Here is a 15991-nt window from a genome sequence, read left to right as displayed (position 1 = left end):
AGCGAAGCGGAGGGCGCACGAACGGGCGGATCAACGGGCGGGATCTCGGGATCGCGCTGGGCAAGGCGAACACGCTCATCGAGGCGCTGCCGTGGCTGGAGCGGTTCTCCGGCTCGACCATCGTGGTCAAGTACGGCGGCAACGCCATGATCGACAACGAGCTCAAGCGGGCCTTCGCCGCCGACATGGTGTTCCTGCGCCACGTCGGCATCCGGCCCGTGGTCGTGCACGGCGGCGGCCCGCAGATCTCGGCGATGCTCAAGCGCCTCGGCATCGCCAGCGAGTTCAAGGGCGGCCTGCGGGTCACCACCCCGGAGACCGCCGACGTGGTCCGCATGGTCCTCGTCGGCCAGGTCGGCCGGGAGCTCGTCGGGCTCATCAACGAGCACGGCCCGCACGCCGTCGGCATGTCCGGAGAGGACGCGGGGCTGTTCACCGCCGTGCGCCGCCCCGCCATCATCGACGGCGCGCCCGTCGACATCGGCCAGGTCGGCGACGTCGAGCGGGTCAACGTCACCGCCGTCGCCGACCTCATCGCCGCCGGGCGTATCCCGGTCGTGTCCACCGTCGCGCCCGACGCCGACGGGGTCCTGCACAACCTCAACGCCGACACCGCGGCCGGGGCGCTCGCCGTCGCGCTGCAGGCGCGCAAGCTCGTGGTGCTCACCGACGTCGAGGGGCTCTACCGCAACTACCCGGACCCGGAATCGCTGATCTCGCAGCTGACCGCCGACGAGCTCGCGGAGCTGCTGCCGGGCCTGGAGTCGGGGATGGTGCCGAAGATGGAGGCCTGCCTGCGGGCGGTCAAGGGCGGGGTGCCGGCCGCGCACGTCGTCGACGGGCGGGTGCCGCACTCGCTCCTGCTGGAAGTGTTCACGTCGGAAGGATTCGGAACGATGGTGGTGTCGGAATGACCGGATCGCTCACGTCGCGCTTCGAGGCGTCGGTGATGAACACGTACGGCCCGCCGTCACTGGGCCTCGTCAGCGGCCGGGGCGCGGTCGTCGTCGACGAGGCCGGGCGCTCCTATGTGGACTTCCTCGGCGGCATCGCGGTGAACCTGCTCGGCCACGCCCACCCGGCCGTCGTCGCCGCCGTCACCGAGCAGATCGCCACCCTCGGCCACGTCTCCAACCTCTTCGCCTCGCCGCCCGTCGTCGCCCTCGCCGAGCGGCTGCTCGACCTCGGCGGCCGCCCCGGCGCGGTGTTCTTCGGCAACTCCGGCGCGGAGGCGAACGAGGCCGCGTTCAAGCTCTCCCGGCGCACCGGCCGTACGAAGATCATCGCGGCCGAGGCCGGCTTCCACGGCCGGACCATGGGCGCCCTCGCGCTGACCGGGCAGCCGGCCAAGCAGCAGCCGTTCCTGCCACTGCCCGGCGAGGTCGTGCACGTGCCCTATGGCGACACCGACGCGCTCACCGCCGCGGTGGACGACCAGACCGCGATGGTGCTGCTGGAGCCGATCCAGGGCGAGTCCGGCGTGGTCGTGCCCCCGGCCGGCTACCTCACCGCCGCCCGCGAGATCACCCGCCGCCACGGCGCCCTGCTCGCCCTCGACGAGGTGCAGACGGGCATCGGCCGGACCGGATACTGGTTCGCGCACCAGGCCGAGGGGGTGCGACCCGATGTCGTCACGCTCGCCAAGGGCCTCGGCGGCGGGCTGCCGCTCGGCGCGATGGTCGCCTTCGACGACGCGGCCACGCTGCTCGGCCCGGGCACGCACGCCTCGACGTTCGGCGGCAACCCGGTCTGCTGCGCCGCCGCTCTCGCCGTGCTGGACACCATCGAGCGTGAGCATCTCCTCGACGCCACCAAACGGATCGGCGAGCGGATCCGCCGCGGCGTCGAGGCGCTCGGCCACCCGCTCGTCACCGGGGTGCGCGGCGCCGGGCTGCTGCTCGGCATCGCGCTGCGCGGCCCGGCCGCCGGCGCGCTCGCCGCGGTCATGCGCGACAAGGGCTTCCTCGCCCAGGCCGTCCAGCCCGACGTGCTGCGCGTCGCCCCGCCGCTGATCCTCACCGAGGAGCAGGCCGACGCGTTCGTGGCCGCGCTCGGGCCCGCGCTCACGGCGGTGCAGCCGTCATGACCGTGCGGCACTTCCTGCGCGACGACGACCTGAGCGCGGCCGAGCAGCTGCAGGTGCTCGAGCTCGCCGCGGCCATGAAGGCCGACCGCACCGGCTTCACGCCGCTGTCGGGCAAGGCGGTCGCGGTCATTTTCGAGAAGCCGTCGCTGCGCACCCGGGTCTCGTTCGAGGTCGGCATCGCCCAGCTCGGCGCGACCCCGCTCATCATCGACGCGACCACCACGCACTTCGGGCGCGGCGAGACCATCGGGGACGCGGCGAAGGTCCTGTCGCGCTACGTCGACGCGATCGTCATCCGCTCCGGCTCGGACGCGCGCCTCGCCGAGCTGGCCGCGGGCGCCACCGTGCCGATCGTCAACGCGCTGACCGACGGGTTCCACCCCTGCCAGCTGCTGGCCGACCTGCAGACCGTGCGCGAGCGGCTGGGGGAGACCCGGGGGCGTGTCCTGACGTATCTCGGCGACACCGCCAACAACATGGCCCACTCCTACGCCCTGGCCGGCACGCTCGCCGGGATGCACGTGCGGCTCTCCGGCCCGGCCGGCTTCGAGCCCGACCCGGCCGTGCTCGCGGCCGCCCGGGCGCGCGGCACCGTCGACGTGATCGCCGACCCGGCCGAGGCCGCCAAGGGCGCCGACGTACTCGTCACCGACACCTGGGTCTCGATGGGGCAGGAGGGCGACGGGCTGGACCGGCTCACGCCGTTCCGGCCGTACCAGATCAACAGCGCCCTGCTGCTGAACGCGAAGCCGGGCGCGATCGTGCTGCACTGCCTGCCCGCCCACCGCGGCGACGAGATCACCGAAGAGGTCATGGACGGGCCGCACTCCGCGATCTGGGACGAGGCCGAGAACCGTCTGCACGCGCAGAAGGCCCTCCTCGCCTTCCTGCTGGAGTCCGGGTGAGCGCACCGACGACCAAGGCCGCGCGCCTGGACCGCATCTCCGCGCTCATCCGCGGCTCGGCCGTGCACTCGCAGACCGAGCTCGCCGAGCTGCTCGCCGGGGACGGCTTCCAGGTGACCCAGGCGACGCTGTCGCGGGACCTGGAGGAGCTGCGGGCGGTCAAGGTGCGCGGGGCGTATCTCATCCCGGAGGACGGCGAGCGGGCGCTGCGCCCGGCCGAGGAGGCCCCGACGCGGCTCATCCGGCTGCTGCGTGAGCTGCTCACCGGCGTCGACCACTCCGGCAACCTGGTCGTCCTGCGCACCCCGCCCGGCGCCGCGCAGTTCCTGGCCAGCGCCATCGACCGCACCGGCCTGCCCGACATCGTGGGCACCATCGCGGGCGACGACACCATCCTCGTCGTCGCCCGCGAGGAGCCGGACCCCTCCGGCCGTCCCGCCGCCGGCGACCTGCTCGCCGCCAAGCTCAGCGAGTGGGCCCAGCTCGGCTGATTGACCTGTGGATCGCCGCGGTGGCCGGGGCCACCGGCGGCGATCTTGCGCTATGGAAGGATCGTTGCGTGGCTTCTGAAACTCCTACCCGCCTGTGGGGCGGGCGCTTCGCCGGCGGCCCCGCCGAGGCCCTGGCGCGCCTGTCGGTGAGCGTGCAGTTCGACTGGCGGCTGGCGCCCTACGACATCGCCGGCTCCCGCGCCCACGCCCGGGTCCTGGCCCGCGCCGGGCTGCTGGACGCGGACGAGCTCGGCCGGATGCTCGCCGCCCTCGACGACCTCGAGTCCGCCTGCGCCGCCGGTGACTTCCGGCCCACTGTCGACGACGAGGACGTGCACACCGCCCTGGAACGGGGGCTGTTGGAGCGCCTCGGCACGCTGGGCGGCAAGCTGCGCGCCGGCCGCTCGCGCAATGACCAGGTCGCCACCGACCTGCGGCTCTACCTGCGCGACCACGCCCGCGGTGTGGCCGCCCGCATCGTCGAGCTCGCCGACGCCCTCATGGAGCAGGCGGCCCGGCACCTCGACACCCCCGCGCCCGGCTTCACCCACCTGCAGCCGGCCCAGCCGATCGCCTTCGGCCACCAGCTCCTGGCCCACGTGCAGGCCCTGCTGCGCGACCTCGATCGGCTGCGCGACTGGGACGCCCGCGCCGCGGTGAGCCCGCTCGGCGCCGGCGCCCTGGCCGGCTCGTCGCTGCCGCTGGACCCGAGCCAGGTCGCCAAGGAGCTGGGCTTCGCCGCGGCCGCGCCCAACTCCATCGATGCCGTCGCCGACCGCGACTTCGTCGCCGAGTTCCTCTTCGTCGCCGCGCTCACCGGCGTGCACCTGTCCCGGCTCGGCGAGGAGGTGGTCCTGTGGACCACGCCTGCCTTCGGCTGGGTGCAGCTCGACGACGCGTTCGCGACCGGCTCGTCGATCATGCCGCAGAAGAAGAACCCGGACATCGCCGAGCTGGCCCGCGGCAAGTCCGGCCGGCTCGTCGGGCACCTCACCGGGGTCCTGACCATGCTCAAGGGCCTGGCGCTGGCGTACGACCGGGACCTGCAGGAGGACAAGGAACCGGTCTTCGACGCCGTGGACACGCTGGAGCTCGTCCTGCCCGCGCTGGCCGGGATGATCTCGACGATGACGGTCCGGGTGGACCGGCTCGCGGCGCAGGCGCCGGTGGGATACACGCTGGCCACCGAGGTCGCCGAGTGGCTCGTGCGCCAGGGCGTGCCGTTCCGGGAGGCGCACGAGATCACCGGCAAGCTCGTGGTCATCTGCGCGGCCCGCGACATCGGGCTGGACGAGGTCAGCGACGCCGACCTGCAGACGGTCAGCCCGCACCTGACGCCCGCGGTGCGCGAGGTGTTCTCGGTGCCGGGCGCGCTGGCCGCCCGCACCACGCCCGGTTCGACGGGCCCCGGCCCGGTCGCCGACCAGCTCGCGGTCGCCGCGGACAAGCTGGACCGCTGGCGGGACTGGTCCGGCGAGCAGGTCATTCCGCGGGACTGAGTCCCTCGTTTCTGGACAATTCGGGCATGCGGACCGTGATGCGGAAGATCACGCAGGACGCCCTCGGCGGCCCCGACGAGCTCCGGCTCGTCGAGGCCGCCGTGCCCGCCCCTGGCGGTGCAGTTGGCAAAGGTTGCGGGGCGGCCGCGTTATCGCCACCGCGTCGGCCACCAAGCATGACCTGGCGGGGCGGGCGCGCGGCCGGCGCGTCCGCCGCGCCCGGGGCGAGGTCAGGGGGTGGCCCGGCGCAGCACGAGCCAGGAGCCGCCGCCCAGTGCGGCGGCCAGCAGCAGTGGCCAGCCCGCGATCAGGGCGACCGGGCTCGTGTGGGTCAGCCAGTGACCGATCGCCGGCCACTCGCCGGACCTGCTGATCAGGGCCGCCGCGCCGCCGAGGAGCAGCAGCAGGACGGAGCCGGCGGTCAGGATGCCGTTGGCGCGCCAGCGCAGGTACAGCGCCCCCGACGCGGTGCCGATCAGCGTCATCGTCAGCATCGGCACGGCGTAGATGACGAACTGGACCGGGATCGGATATTCGTGGATGAAGCCGACGCCGAAGAACCGCAGCCGCAGTCCCCATCCGCCGGTCGCTTCCTCGATCGACTGCAGGATGATCAGCAGCACCGAGTAGGCAATGACCTGGACGGCGGCGAACAGCGCCAGGGCCGCGGTGAACTCGCGGCGGGTCACGCTCATGCCGAGGGCGAACGGGAAGTTCTGGTTCACCGCGATCGTGCCGAAGGCCAGGGCCGCGATGTAGATGCTGGCCAGGGCGCCGGTGACCGGGTCGGACTCCAGCGCGTCGTCGGGCATGGTGGCGAAGAGCAGGACGTTGACGGAGAAGGCGATCGCGAGGACGCCGATCGGCCACAGGGCCGCGTCGCGGCGGCCCAGGGCCTGCAGGCGCGCGACCGCGAGAATGCGGCTCAGGCCAGCCCCTCCGCTGCGCTCCGGTGCAGGCCTGAAACCCCTGCGCTTCTGATGAGCGGCCACTCCGCTTCGCTCCGTACCGCTCATGCGGCTTGCTCCTTCAGCTCGGCGGTGGTGATGCGGACGACCAGCTGCTGCAGCGACACGGGCTGCAGGTCGACTCCGGCGGCGCGGGCCTCGCCGGGCTCGATCCGGCCCCGGACGGTGGCCCGGGTCAGCGGGCCCAGGCGCTCGCGGTGCAGCTCGTCGGCGTTGACGGCCAGGGCGTCGACCGCCGCGGCCGGGCCGGTCAGGGTCATGACCTGGCCGCGCAGGGTGTCGGCGGCCTCGTCGAGGACCAGGCGGCCGCGCTCGATGAGCAGCACGTGCTCGATCAGGTCGCTGACCTCGTCGATGAGGTGGGTGGACAGCACGATCGTGCGCGGGAACTCGGCGTAGTCGGCCAGGAGGCGGTCGTAGAACAGCTGCCGGGCGACGGCGTCGAGGCCGAGGTACGGCTCGTCGAAGAATGTCAGCGGGGCCCGCGAGGCCAGGCCCAGCGTCACGCCGAGCGCGGAGAGCATGCCGCGGGAGAGTTTCTTGACCGCCCGGCCCTGCGGCAGGCCGAAGTCGTGCGCCAGGGCGCGGGCGAAGGCGTCGTCCCAGTGCGGGAACAGCAGGCGCCCGGCGGTGAGGGCGTCGCGGACGCGGAAGCTGTCGGGGTAGCGCTGGCTCTCCTTGATGAACGTGACCTGCCGCAGCACGTGCTCGTTCTCGTAGGGTTGCCCGCCGAAGACCTCGACGGTGCCGGCGGTGGGGACCTGCTGGCCGGTCAGCACCTGCATCAGGGTGGTCTTGCCGGCGCCGTTGCGGCCGAGCAGGCCGTAGATGCCGTTGCGTTGCAGGTCGAAGGTTACGCCGTCGAGGGCGGTGACGCCGCGGAAGCGTTTGGTGACCCCCTCGGCGCGCACGATCGTGCTCATCGCTGCTCCTCGTAACGCTCGATCATCGTCTTCAGCTCGGTGACGTGGATGCCGAGCTTCGCCGCCTCGGCGAGCAGCGGCTGAAGATACTGCTCGGCGAACTGGTCGCGCCGCCGCTGCCGGAGCTTGGCCCGCGCGCCGGGGGAGACGAACATGCCGATCCCTCGCTTCTTGTAGAGGATGCCGTCGTCGACGAGCTGGTTGACGCCCTTGGCGGCGGTGGCCGGGTTGATCCGGTGGAAGGCGGCCAGCTCGTTGGTCGAGGGAACCTGGGCGTCCTCGGCCAGGCTGCCGTCGATGACCGAGTTCTCGATCTGCTCCGCGATCTGCAGGAAGATCGGCCGCCCCTCGTCCATCACCCGTCCCGGTTAGTGGGTTCATTACTCATGTAACTAACCATGCAACCGACGGGCCCGGGTGTCAAGGACTATGTTCTGTGGCATGGCGACAGTGGGCTTCGGGCCGAAGATGGCGTGGCTGGCCGTGCGGGCCGAGCCGGAGCACGTGATGGGCGCCCTCGGGCTGCGTGACCTCGGGGCGGTGGAGCCCCGCACGGGGCTCGACCTGGCGCACTTCACCGACGACCGGGTGGTGGTCGCGGTCGTCGACGCGTGGTGCCTGATCGCGGGGAAGTGGCTGTTCCGCTGGTCCGGCATCGCCGCGCTGTCGATGCGGCTGGGGGCCGAGGTGCAATACTTCGCCACCGACCGCAGCCTGGTGATGCACCGCTGGGTCCGGGCCTACGGTGCCGACGTGCAGATGTCCGACGAGGACGCGCTGCTGGACGAGAACGACGTCTTCCGCACCGCCGCCGAGTGGAGCGTCGACCCGCGGGTGCTGCCGATCGTGTCGTTACATATCGCGGCAGTACCCGTTCACGAGTGATCTTCCGCGGCGTCGATATTCATGCACGACGATGTCGTCACCTACCGCCTGTGAATCAACCGCCTGTCCAAAAAACTGAAGGGGTGGCCGCGGCGCGGCCACCCCTTCAGGAACGCTTGCCCTTACTGCGCCAGGAGAACGGCCCCGGAAGGTCGTAGCGGTGGGCGCGGGTGCGCGAGTTCCACGACCAGCGGCCGATCTTCAGTCCCCACGAGGAGAAGCCCTTCGGGGTGAAGTTCAGCACCAGCGGGCCGATGCGGAACGCCTTGCGGAACAGGATCGGCAACGGGGGTCCTCCTGTGGACGCGGCGGTTATCGGGCGGAGTAATGCAGGATCACATTGTGGATGTGCTGCGTTTTCTCGACGCCGCGGACATCCACCTCGTAGGTGTGGGTGCCGACGTGCACCGCGATGGTACCGCTGCTGAAGAAGCTGCCCGCCCAGGACTTGTTGCTGACCACCGAAACCGCGGTGACCTTGCCGTACGGGATCGAGGTGATCGCGACCCGCTTGCCGACGAACGACCGGTCCTGCATGATCACCCGCTTGTCGGTCAGCCCGATGAACCCGGTGCCGACCCCGACCGCGTCGTAGACCGCGATGATGGTCTCGCCGGGCAGGAGCCCCGAGGCGATCTGCTCGTACTGCTCCCGACGGTCGTATTTCGCCTGCTGTGCCATGCGCTCAAGGTAGCCGCCGGGTTCAACCCCGGACCGATTCTGTACCGCGCCCAGCAGCCCGGCGGTGTATCGTTTCGGCCTGGCTCGGTTCGATATACGGACCCGCCGTGACAGTGCAATCGCTATAGGTTGCTCTCAATCAACCGTTGGGGGGCGGCCACGGTGCGGGTGCGGCTTCTCGGGCCGATCGACGTGCTGGTCGGCGGCGAACCCCGGCCGGTGCAGGGCCTGCGCCGCAAGGCCGTGCTCGCGGTCCTCGGCCTGCACGCCGGCGACGTGGTGAGCACCGGCCGCCTCGTCGAGCTCGTCTGGGACGGCGCCGCCCCGCCCAACGCGGTCAACGCGCTGCAGAGCCACCTGAGCTACCTGCGCCGCACGCTGTCGGACAAGGCGGCCGTGCGCTCCCGCCCGCCCGGCTACGTGCTGGACGTCGGCGCGGACGGCACCGACGTCGAGGTCGCGGAGCGGCTCATCGCCGCGGGGCTGGCCGGCCGCGACGACGCCGGCCGGGCCCGCGACCTGCAGCGGGCGCTGGAGCTGTGGCGCGGCGAACCGATGGCCGACGCGACCGGCGTGACCTGGCTGGAGGAGCAGGCACAGCGGCTCGGGCAGCTGTGGCTCTCGGGCAAGCGCGCGCTGCTGCAGGCGCGGCTCGGGCTGGGCCAGCACGCCCAGCTGCTGTCCGAAGTGGAGCAACTGACCCGCGAGCACCCCTACGACGAGCAGCTGCACGGGCAGCTCATGCTCGCGCTGTACCGCATGGGCCGCCAGGCCGACGCCCTGAGCGCGTTCCAGCGCCTGCGCCGCACCCTGCGCGACGACCTCGGCATCGAGCCGGGCGCGGCGCTGCGTGAGCTGGAGTCGGCGATGCTGCGCCAGGACGAGCAGCTCGACCCGCCGAGCGCCCCGGTGGCCGGCACGGGCGGCGGCACCGCGGGCAGGAACCCGCAGCCCGCGGCCGTACCAGCGCAGATTCCCCTCGCCGTGCGCACCTTCGCCGGCCGGGACGGGCAGCTGACCCGGCTCGACGCGCTGCTGCCCGCCGAGTGGACCCAGCCCGGCAGCGCCGTGTTCGTCGCCGTCGTCAGCGGCACCGCGGGGGTCGGCAAGTCCGCGCTCGCCGTGCACTGGGCACACCGGGTCGCCGACCGGTTCCCCGACGGGCAGCTCTACGTCAACCTCCGCGGCTTCGACCCCGCCAACGCCCCGATGCCGCCCGCCGACGCCGTCCGCGCGTTCCTCGACGCGCTCGGCGTGCCGTCCGAGCGCGCCCCGGCCGACCTCGCCGGGCTCTCGGCGCTGCTGCGCAGCCAGCTCGCCGGCCAGCGGGTGCTGATCCTGCTCGACAACGCTCGCGACGCCGAGCAGGTCCGGCCGCTGCTGCCGGCCGCGCCCGGCTGCCTGGTCGTGGTCACCAGCCGCGACCCGCTCACGTCGCTGGTGGCGATCGAGGGCGCGGTGCCGGTGCCGGTGGACCTGCTCACCGACGCCGAGGCGCGCGAGCTGCTGGTGAGCCGGCTCGGGTCGCGCCGGGTCGCCGCCGAGCCGGACGAGGTCGAGCGGATCGTCGAGCGCTGCGCCCGGCTGCCGCTCGCGCTCGCCGTCGTCGCGGGCCGCGCCGCCACCCACCCGGAGCTGCCGCTCGGCGCGCTCGCCGACGAGCTGGGCGCGCGGCGCTCGACGCTGGACGCGATCGCCGGCGCGGACCCGGCTTCCGACGTGCGGGCGGTCTTCTCCTGGTCGTACCGCGCGCTGGGCCCCGCCGCCGCCGAGATCCTGCGCCGCATGAGCCTCGGGCCCGGGCCGGACCTGGGCATCGACGCCGTCGCGAGCCTCGCCGGCATTCCGGCCGCGGGCGCCCGCGCCGGCCTGGCCGAGCTGGACCGGGCCGGGCTCGTGGTGGAGCAGCGGCCGGGGCGGTACACCTTCCACGACCTGCTGCGCGCCTACGCCACGGAGCTGGTCGAGACCCACGACCCCGAGCCGGACCGGGCCGCCGCCGTGCATCGTCTGCTGGAGCACTACGTGGCCACCGCACAGGCCGCGGCCCAGCGCCTCGACCCGGCCCGGGACCCAGCGCCGCGGCCGGCCCGGCACCCGGCGATCGCGGTGCCCGCCCCGCCGCGCGAGCGGGCCCAGGCCTGGTTCGCCGACGAGCACCGGGCGCTGCTGGCCGCCGTGCGCCTCGCCGCCGACCTGGGGCTGGACGAGCACACCGCGCGCCTGGCCGCCGCGATGGCCACGTTCCTGGACTGGCACGGGCAGTGGCCGGAGCTCGCCGCGACCCAGGAGGCGGCGTTGCGGGCCCTGCGCCGCCTCGGCGACCGGCCGGGGCAGGGCGCCGCGTCGTGCGAGCTCGGGCAGGTCTACGCCCGGATCGGCCGCTTCGAGGAGGCGCACCAGTACCTCTGGACCGCCCTGTGCCTCTTCGAGCAGCTCGACGACGCGCCGGGGCTCGCCCGGGCGCACTACCAGCTGGGCTGGCTGCAGCACGCCCAGCGCCGCTACCGCGACGCGCTGAGCCACAGCGAGCAGGCGCTGGCCCTCTTCGAGCGCCTCGGCGACAAGCTGTGGCGGGCCCGCGCCCTCAACGCGACGGGCTGGATCATGGGGCAGCTGGGGGAGTACGAGCGGGCGCTGCGCCGGTGCCGCGACGCGCTGGTCGACAGCCGCGAGGCCGGCGACCGCCACGGCGAGGCCGGCACCTGGGACGCGGTCGGCTGGGCCCACCACCGCCTCGGCGACCCGCATCAGGCGGTCGCCTGCTACGGCCACGCGCTGCGGGCGTATCGCGAGCTCGGCGACCGCTCCGGCCAGGCCCACGTGCTGTGCCACCTCGGCGAGGCCCAGGCCGACCTGGGCGATATGGCGGCGGCCGTCGATGCGTTCACGCGGGCCGCGGCGATCCTCGACGACATCGATCCGGCCCACGCGGCCGTGATCCGGGCCAAGCTGCCGGCGGATTCGCCCGCTACGGTGAGGGGATGACGGCGCTTGACAACTTACGGGCCGGCCTGTCGGCCGCCGCCCCGCAGATGCGCGACGACCTGGCCGAGCTGATCGAGGTCGAGTCCCCGTCGTCCGACCTGGACGCCCTGGCCCGCTGCGCCGACACGGTCGCCGCGCTCGGCACCCGCTGCACCGGCACCGCCCCGGAGCGCGTCGTCGTGGCCGATCGGCCGCACCTGCGCTGGCGATTCGGCCCGGGCCCGGCCCGGGTCGTGCTCCTCGGCCACTACGACACCGTCTGGCCGCGCGGCACCCTGGCCCGCTGGCCGTTCTCCGTCGACGGCGACCGGGCCACCGGCCCCGGCATCGTGGACATGAAGGGCGGCCTGGTCATCCTCTTCCACGCCCTGGCGGCCCTGGACGACCTCGACGGCGTCGCGGTCGTCGTCAACGCCGACGAGGAGATCGGCTCGCCGACCTCGACCGCGCTCATCCAGGACACCGCCCGCGGGGCCGCCGGCGCGCTGGTGCTGGAGGGCAGCTCCCGCGGGCGGCTGAAGGTCGCGCGCAAGGGCATCGCGCATTACACGGTGCGGGTCACCGGCCGCGCCTCGCACGCCGGCAACGCCCCGCACCTGGGCGTCAACGCCGGAGTCGAGATCTCCCACCAGATCCTGCGCATCGCCGCCCTGGGTGACCCGCAGCGCAGCACCACGGTCACGCCGACCGACGCCGTCTGCGGCACCACCAGCAACACGGTGCCGGGCACCGCCCGGGTCAGCGTCGACGTGCGCTCCTTCGACGCCGCCGAGCTGCGCCGGGTCGACGCGGCCCTGCGCGGGCTCGAGCCGGTGCTGCCCGGCGCGCACGTCGAGCTCGAGGCCGGCGCGGCCCGCCCGGCGATGCCCGAGACGGCCGCGGCCGAGCTGTTCGCGCTCGCGCAGCGGCTCAGCGAGCGGCTGACCGGGCGCGCGGCCGAGGGCGAGGCGGTCGGCGGCGGCTCGGACGGCAATCTCACCGCCGACGTCGGCGTGCGGACCCTCGACGGGCTCGGCGCGATCGGCGGCAACGCGCACGCGGAGGGGGAGTGGATCCAGCTGTCCAGCCTTCCCGACCGGGCCGCCCTGGTCAGCTCGCTCGTCGCGGCGATCGGGCGGTCGCGGTGACGGACCTGGTGGCCGACGCCTGGGTCTGCGCCGCAGAAGCCGCGGACCGCGTGGGCGTGCAGGTCGCGGAGCTGGCCACGATCGGCGAACTGGAGGAGTGCTCGGGGCTGCTGCAGCGGGTGTGGCGGGCCGGGCACCCGGCCGAGATCGCCTCGCCGTCGATGCTGCGCACGTACGCCCACTCCGGCAACTACGTCGTCGGCGCCTACCGCGGCGGGGTGCTCGTCGGCGCCTCCGTCGGCTTCTTCGGCCGCGCCCACGAGCGCACGCACCTGCACTCGCACCTGGCCGGCGTGGAGCGCGGCGGGCACGGCCGGGGCGTCGGCTTCGCGCTCAAGCTGCACCAGCGCGCCTGGACGCTGGCCCGCGGGGTGCGGGAGGTGCACTGGACGTACGACCCCTTGATCCTGCGCAACGCCTACTTCAACCTGCAGAAGCTCGCCGCGGACGCCGTGGAGTACCTGCCGGAGTTCTACGGGCCGATGACCGACGGCATCAACAACGGTGACCTCTCCGACCGGGTGCTCGTCGTGTGGCGGCTGGACGGCCCGCGGGTGGCCGCCGCGGCGCGGGGCGTCCCGGCCGAGCCCGACCTGCGCGGCGCGGTGCCGCAGGTGTCGCGGGCCGGCGGCGACGACGAGCCGCCGGTGACCCACGATCCCGGGCCGGCGGCGGCGGTGACCGTGGCGGTGCCGCTGGACGCCGAGGAGCTGCGCCGGCGCGACCCGGCCGCGGCGCTGCGCTGGCGGGTCGCGGTCCGCGACGCGCTCATGGCCCGCCTCGCCGCCGGGTGCCGTATCGCCGGCATGGCCCGCGACGGGCGCTACCTGCTGGCGGGTGAGTGTGACGACCGAGACAGAGTGGCATAACTTTACAGGCGTTAGCTGACGGGTCTAACCTTACGGGCGTTAGTAAACGCCCGTAAGGAGTATGTGCCATGAACGATTACCCGCGTCGCTGGGCCGCTCTCGCGGTGCTCAGCCTGACGCTCGTCGCCGTCACCCTCGACAACTCCGTGCTCAACACCGCGCTGCCGTCGCTGGCCCACGCCCTGCGCGCCGGCACCGCCGACCTGCAGTGGATCACCGACGCGTACACCCTCGTCTTCGCCTCCGCCCTGATCCTGGCCGGCACCCTCGGCGCCCGCCTCGGCTCCCGCAACGCCCTGCTCGGCGGCCTGGCGGTCTTCGGCGGCGGCTCCGCGGTCGCGGCCCTGTCCGACTCGCCCGGTCAGCTCATCGCCTGGCGGGCGGTGATGGGCCTCGGCGCCGCGTTCGTCATGCCGGCGACGCTGGCGATCATCACCCGGATCTTCCCGCCCGCCGAGCGCCCGAAGGCCTTCGGCGCCTGGTCGGCCGCGGCCGGCGTCGGCGTGCTCATCGGCCCCGTCACCGGCGGCGCCCTGCTGGAGCACTACTCGTGGAGCAGCGCCTTCTGGATCAACGTCCCGCTGGTCGCCTTCGCCGTCGTCGCCGTGCTCGCGCTCGTGCCCGCCGTCCCCGCCGTGCGCGGCGACCGCCTCGACGTGCCCGGCGCACTGCTGTCCACCGCGGCGGTCGCGGCCCTGGTCGACGCGGTCATCCAGGCCCCGGCACGGGGCTGGGCCGACGCCGTGACGCTCACCGAGTTCGCCGCCGCGGCCGTGCTGCTCGCCGCCTTCCTGTGGTGGCAGCGGCGGGCGTCGTCGCCGCTGGTCCGGCTCGACCTGTTCGCCAACCGCACCTTCGCCGTCGCCGCGCTCTCCCTCGCCGTGGTGTTCTTCGTGCTCTTCGGGACGCTGTTCGAGCTCTCGCAGTACCTGCAGCTGGTCCACGGCTACAGCCCGCTGGTCGCCGGCCTCGGCGCGATGCCCTTCGCGGTGGCCATGGCGCTCACGTCGGCGACCTCGCCGCTGATCAGCCGCCGGCTCGGCGTGCGCGGCACCCTGGCGCTGGGCCTGTCGCTGGCCGCCGCGGGCCTGTTCGACCTCGCCACCACCGGCGTGCACACGCAGTACTGGAAGATCGCCGTCGGCACCGCGGTCATCGGTCTGGGCATGGGCATGATGATGGCCCCGGCCAGCCTGCAGATCAGCGGCTCGGTCCCGCCGCGGTTCGCCTCGATGGCCAGCGCCCTCAACAGCGTGATCCGCGAGCTGGGCGGCGTGCTCGGCATCGCTGTCCTCGGCACCGTGGTCTCCTCCGCCTACCGTTCCTCCGTCGGTACCGACCTGGGCCCGGCCGGCACCGACCTGCCCACCGCCCACGGCATGGCCGCGACCCTGCCGGCCCCGGCCGCGCAGCACGTCATCGCGGTCACCGACCAGGCGTTCACCGACGCGATGGCCCGCGCAACCCTGATCGCCGCCGGGATCGCCGCCGTGATGGCACTGACGGTCCTGCTCGTACGGCCCGCGCGGGCCGCGGCCCCGGCGATTCCCGCGCCGGAGCCCCAGCTGCAGAGGGCATGATGAAGTCCATGAAGTCGCACTCGCCGGATCCGGCCACGCCCGCCGCGGGCGCCGGCCGGGCCCGCAACCGGCGCGGCGAGGGGGTCCTGCTGCGCGACGAGATCGTGGCCGCGGCCGAGCGCCTGCTGGAGCGCGAGGGCACTGAGGAGGCGCTGACGCTGCGCTCGGTCGCCCGCGAGGCCGGCATCTCCGCTCCGTCGATCTACACCCATTTCGCCGACCGCGACGCGATCCTGGACGCGGTGCTCGACATCGCCTTCGAGCGCCTGCTCCGGCTGGTGACGCAGTCCACCGAGGGCGTGAGCGACCCGGTCGAGCGGCTGCTGGCCGGGTGCCACGCGTACGTGCGCTTCGGCATGCAGGACCCGGCGCGCTACCGCGTCCTCTTCGGCCGCCAGCGGGCCGGCCGCCCGGGTGCGGGCTCCCCGGTCGACATGTCCGACCTACCGGAGGTCTGGCGCCGCCGCCTGGACGCGTTCATGGTGCTGGTGAGCGGCGTGCGCGCGTGCGTGGAGGCGGGCCGCTCGGCCAGCACCGACCCGTTCGCCGACGCCAGCACCCTGTGGACGTCCCTGCACGGCGCGGTGACGATGCGCCAGTTCGTCCCCGGGTTCCCGCTCCCGCCGCTGGAGCGCACCGTCGACGACCTCGTCCACCGGATCGCCCTGATCCAGTCATGACGCTGCCGGATCGGCTGTCCGGTCCGGTCGAGGGGGCCGCCGGGCCCTGCTCGGCTGCCGGATCACCGTGGCCGGGGGACGGTGCGGCTCACCGAGGTCGAGGCGTACTCCGGCACCGGCGAGGACCCCGCCTCCCACGCCCACCGCGGCCGCACCCCCCCGCAACGCGCCGCCGGGTACGCCTACGTGTACTTCACCTACGCATGCACTACTCCTCGAATATGCCGCATGGTTCCGTGATGATGTGGCGCTGCGCGTCCGGGCCATCGCTGAGACGCTGCTGTACCGCACCGGGCTGAGTGACCGCGT

At 73.7% G+C, this 15991-nt stretch carries 17 protein-coding genes; 12 read left to right on the top strand and 5 right to left on the bottom strand.

All coding sequences use genetic code 11. The annotated features are described in order from the left end of the window. Window positions 1–29 precede the first annotated feature (29 nt). The 5 genes from argB to argH all read left to right on the top strand — a co-directional run bounded on the left by argB (window position 30) and on the right by argH (window position 4981). A complete protein-coding gene (gene argB, locus ACQPY0_RS45195; protein WP_432995623.1) occupies window positions 30–914 on the top strand; it encodes an acetylglutamate kinase in 885 nt (294 codons plus the stop codon). Next, window positions 911–2086 carry an acetylornithine transaminase gene (locus tag ACQPY0_RS45190; protein ID WP_432975382.1) on the top strand — a complete coding sequence of 392 codons (1176 nt, stop codon included), beginning with the start codon at window positions 911–913 and terminating at the stop codon, window positions 2084–2086. The genes argB and ACQPY0_RS45190 overlap by 4 nt, the downstream gene beginning before the upstream one ends. After that, on the top strand, window positions 2083–2991 hold the full coding sequence (gene argF / locus ACQPY0_RS45185; protein WP_432975379.1) for an ornithine carbamoyltransferase: 909 nt from the start codon (window positions 2083–2085) through the stop codon (window positions 2989–2991). Before ACQPY0_RS45190 ends, argF begins: the two co-directional genes overlap by 4 nt. Further along, on the top strand, window positions 2988–3482 hold the full coding sequence (gene argR, locus ACQPY0_RS45180; protein WP_432975376.1) for an arginine repressor: 495 nt from the start codon (window positions 2988–2990) through the stop codon (window positions 3480–3482). Before argF ends, argR begins: the two co-directional genes overlap by 4 nt. A 68-nt stretch (window positions 3483–3550) precedes the next feature. Then, complete coding sequence (gene argH, locus ACQPY0_RS45175) at window positions 3551–4981, top strand: argininosuccinate lyase (RefSeq protein WP_432975373.1); 1431 nt, start codon at window positions 3551–3553, stop codon at window positions 4979–4981. A 230-nt stretch (window positions 4982–5211) separates the two neighbouring features. On the opposite strand, the gene ACQPY0_RS45170 is transcribed toward argH, so the two are convergent. From ACQPY0_RS45170 to ACQPY0_RS45160, 3 genes are read right to left on the bottom strand one after another with little or no spacing between them, the layout of a single operon-like run. Further along, window positions 5212–5997, bottom strand: a complete 786-nt coding sequence (locus tag ACQPY0_RS45170; RefSeq protein ID WP_432975370.1) for an ABC transporter permease — start codon at window positions 5995–5997, stop codon at window positions 5212–5214. Beyond that, complete coding sequence (locus ACQPY0_RS45165; protein WP_432975367.1) at window positions 5994–6872, bottom strand: ABC transporter ATP-binding protein; 879 nt, start codon at window positions 6870–6872, stop codon at window positions 5994–5996. The genes ACQPY0_RS45170 and ACQPY0_RS45165 overlap by 4 nt, the downstream gene beginning before the upstream one ends. Then, window positions 6869–7228: a GntR family transcriptional regulator gene (locus ACQPY0_RS45160; protein WP_432975364.1), complete on the bottom strand. Its 360-nt coding sequence runs from the start codon at window positions 7226–7228 to the stop codon at window positions 6869–6871. The genes ACQPY0_RS45165 and ACQPY0_RS45160 overlap by 4 nt, the downstream gene beginning before the upstream one ends. Before the next feature lie 85 nt (window positions 7229–7313). On the opposite strand from ACQPY0_RS45160, the gene ACQPY0_RS45155 reads away from it, so the two are divergent. Beyond that, a complete protein-coding gene (locus ACQPY0_RS45155; RefSeq protein WP_432975361.1) occupies window positions 7314–7757 on the top strand; it encodes a hypothetical protein in 444 nt (147 codons plus the stop codon). Window positions 7758–7863: 106 nt separating this feature from the next. On the opposite strand, the gene ACQPY0_RS45150 is transcribed toward ACQPY0_RS45155, so the two are convergent. Together ACQPY0_RS45150 and ACQPY0_RS45145 are read right to left on the bottom strand one after the other, a co-directional pair. Continuing rightward, complete coding sequence (locus ACQPY0_RS45150; RefSeq protein ID WP_344620382.1) at window positions 7864–8043, bottom strand: DUF4236 domain-containing protein; 180 nt, start codon at window positions 8041–8043, stop codon at window positions 7864–7866. Between the two features lie 26 nt (window positions 8044–8069). Then, on the bottom strand, window positions 8070–8438 hold the full coding sequence (locus ACQPY0_RS45145) for a PH domain-containing protein (protein WP_432975358.1): 369 nt from the start codon (window positions 8436–8438) through the stop codon (window positions 8070–8072). A gap of 162 nt (window positions 8439–8600) precedes the next feature. Between ACQPY0_RS45145 and ACQPY0_RS45140 the strand changes: the two genes are divergently transcribed. From ACQPY0_RS45140 to ACQPY0_RS45115, 6 genes are all read left to right on the top strand, one after another. Next, window positions 8601–11426 carry an AfsR/SARP family transcriptional regulator gene (locus ACQPY0_RS45140; protein ID WP_432975355.1) on the top strand — a complete coding sequence of 942 codons (2826 nt, stop codon included), beginning with the start codon at window positions 8601–8603 and terminating at the stop codon, window positions 11424–11426. Window positions 11427–11473: 47 nt separating this feature from the next. After that, window positions 11474–12553 (top strand): M20 family metallopeptidase, encoded by a 1080-nt coding sequence (locus ACQPY0_RS45135; protein WP_432975352.1) that lies wholly within the window; start codon window positions 11474–11476, stop codon window positions 12551–12553. Continuing rightward, window positions 12550–13422, top strand: a complete 873-nt coding sequence (locus ACQPY0_RS45130; protein WP_432975349.1) for a GNAT family N-acetyltransferase — start codon at window positions 12550–12552, stop codon at window positions 13420–13422. Before ACQPY0_RS45135 ends, ACQPY0_RS45130 begins: the two co-directional genes overlap by 4 nt. A 68-nt stretch (window positions 13423–13490) precedes the next feature. Continuing rightward, window positions 13491–15002, top strand: coding sequence for an MFS transporter (locus ACQPY0_RS45125; protein WP_432975346.1), 1512 nt, complete (start codon window positions 13491–13493; stop codon window positions 15000–15002). An 8-nt stretch (window positions 15003–15010) separates the two neighbouring features. Beyond that, window positions 15011–15682 (top strand): TetR/AcrR family transcriptional regulator, encoded by a 672-nt coding sequence (locus tag ACQPY0_RS45120; protein ID WP_432975343.1) that lies wholly within the window; start codon window positions 15011–15013, stop codon window positions 15680–15682. Window positions 15683–15763: 81 nt separating this feature from the next. Next, the gene (locus ACQPY0_RS45115; protein ID WP_432975340.1) at window positions 15764–15922 is read left to right on the top strand and encodes a DNA-3-methyladenine glycosylase; all 159 of its coding nucleotides are present in this window, start codon (window positions 15764–15766) and stop codon (window positions 15920–15922) included. Window positions 15923–15991: the final 69 nt, after the last annotated feature.

It is taken from the genome of Dactylosporangium sp. CA-233914 (assembly GCF_050942935.1).
Lineage (GTDB): Bacteria > Actinomycetota > Actinomycetes > Mycobacteriales > Micromonosporaceae > Dactylosporangium.
Note: the sequence above shows the minus strand (reverse complement) of the source record. Positions and strands in the feature narration are given on the sequence as shown.

Excerpts from the sequence above, each read along its gene's own strand:
- ACQPY0_RS45120 (WP_432975343.1), top strand. The coding sequence starts at position 15,011 with ATGAAGTCGCACTCGCCGGATCCGGCCACGCCCGCCGCGGGCGCCGGC.
- ACQPY0_RS45155 (WP_432975361.1), top strand. The coding sequence starts at position 7,314 with ATGGCGACAGTGGGCTTCGGGCCGAAGATGGCGTGGCTGGCCGTGCGG.
- argF (WP_432975379.1), top strand. The coding sequence starts at position 2,083 with ATGACCGTGCGGCACTTCCTGCGCGACGACGACCTGAGCGCGGCCGAG.
- ACQPY0_RS45165 (WP_432975367.1), bottom strand. The coding sequence starts at position 6,872 with ATGAGCACGATCGTGCGCGCCGAGGGGGTCACCAAACGCTTCCGCGGC.
- ACQPY0_RS45135 (WP_432975352.1), top strand. The coding sequence starts at position 11,474 with ATGCGCGACGACCTGGCCGAGCTGATCGAGGTCGAGTCCCCGTCGTCC.
- ACQPY0_RS45145 (WP_432975358.1), bottom strand. The coding sequence starts at position 8,438 with ATGGCACAGCAGGCGAAATACGACCGTCGGGAGCAGTACGAGCAGATC.
- ACQPY0_RS45125 (WP_432975346.1), top strand. The coding sequence starts at position 13,491 with ATGAACGATTACCCGCGTCGCTGGGCCGCTCTCGCGGTGCTCAGCCTG.
- ACQPY0_RS45170 (WP_432975370.1), bottom strand. The coding sequence starts at position 5,997 with ATGAGCGGTACGGAGCGAAGCGGAGTGGCCGCTCATCAGAAGCGCAGG.
- ACQPY0_RS45190 (WP_432975382.1), top strand. The coding sequence starts at position 911 with ATGACCGGATCGCTCACGTCGCGCTTCGAGGCGTCGGTGATGAACACG.
- ACQPY0_RS45160 (WP_432975364.1), bottom strand. The coding sequence starts at position 7,228 with ATGGACGAGGGGCGGCCGATCTTCCTGCAGATCGCGGAGCAGATCGAG.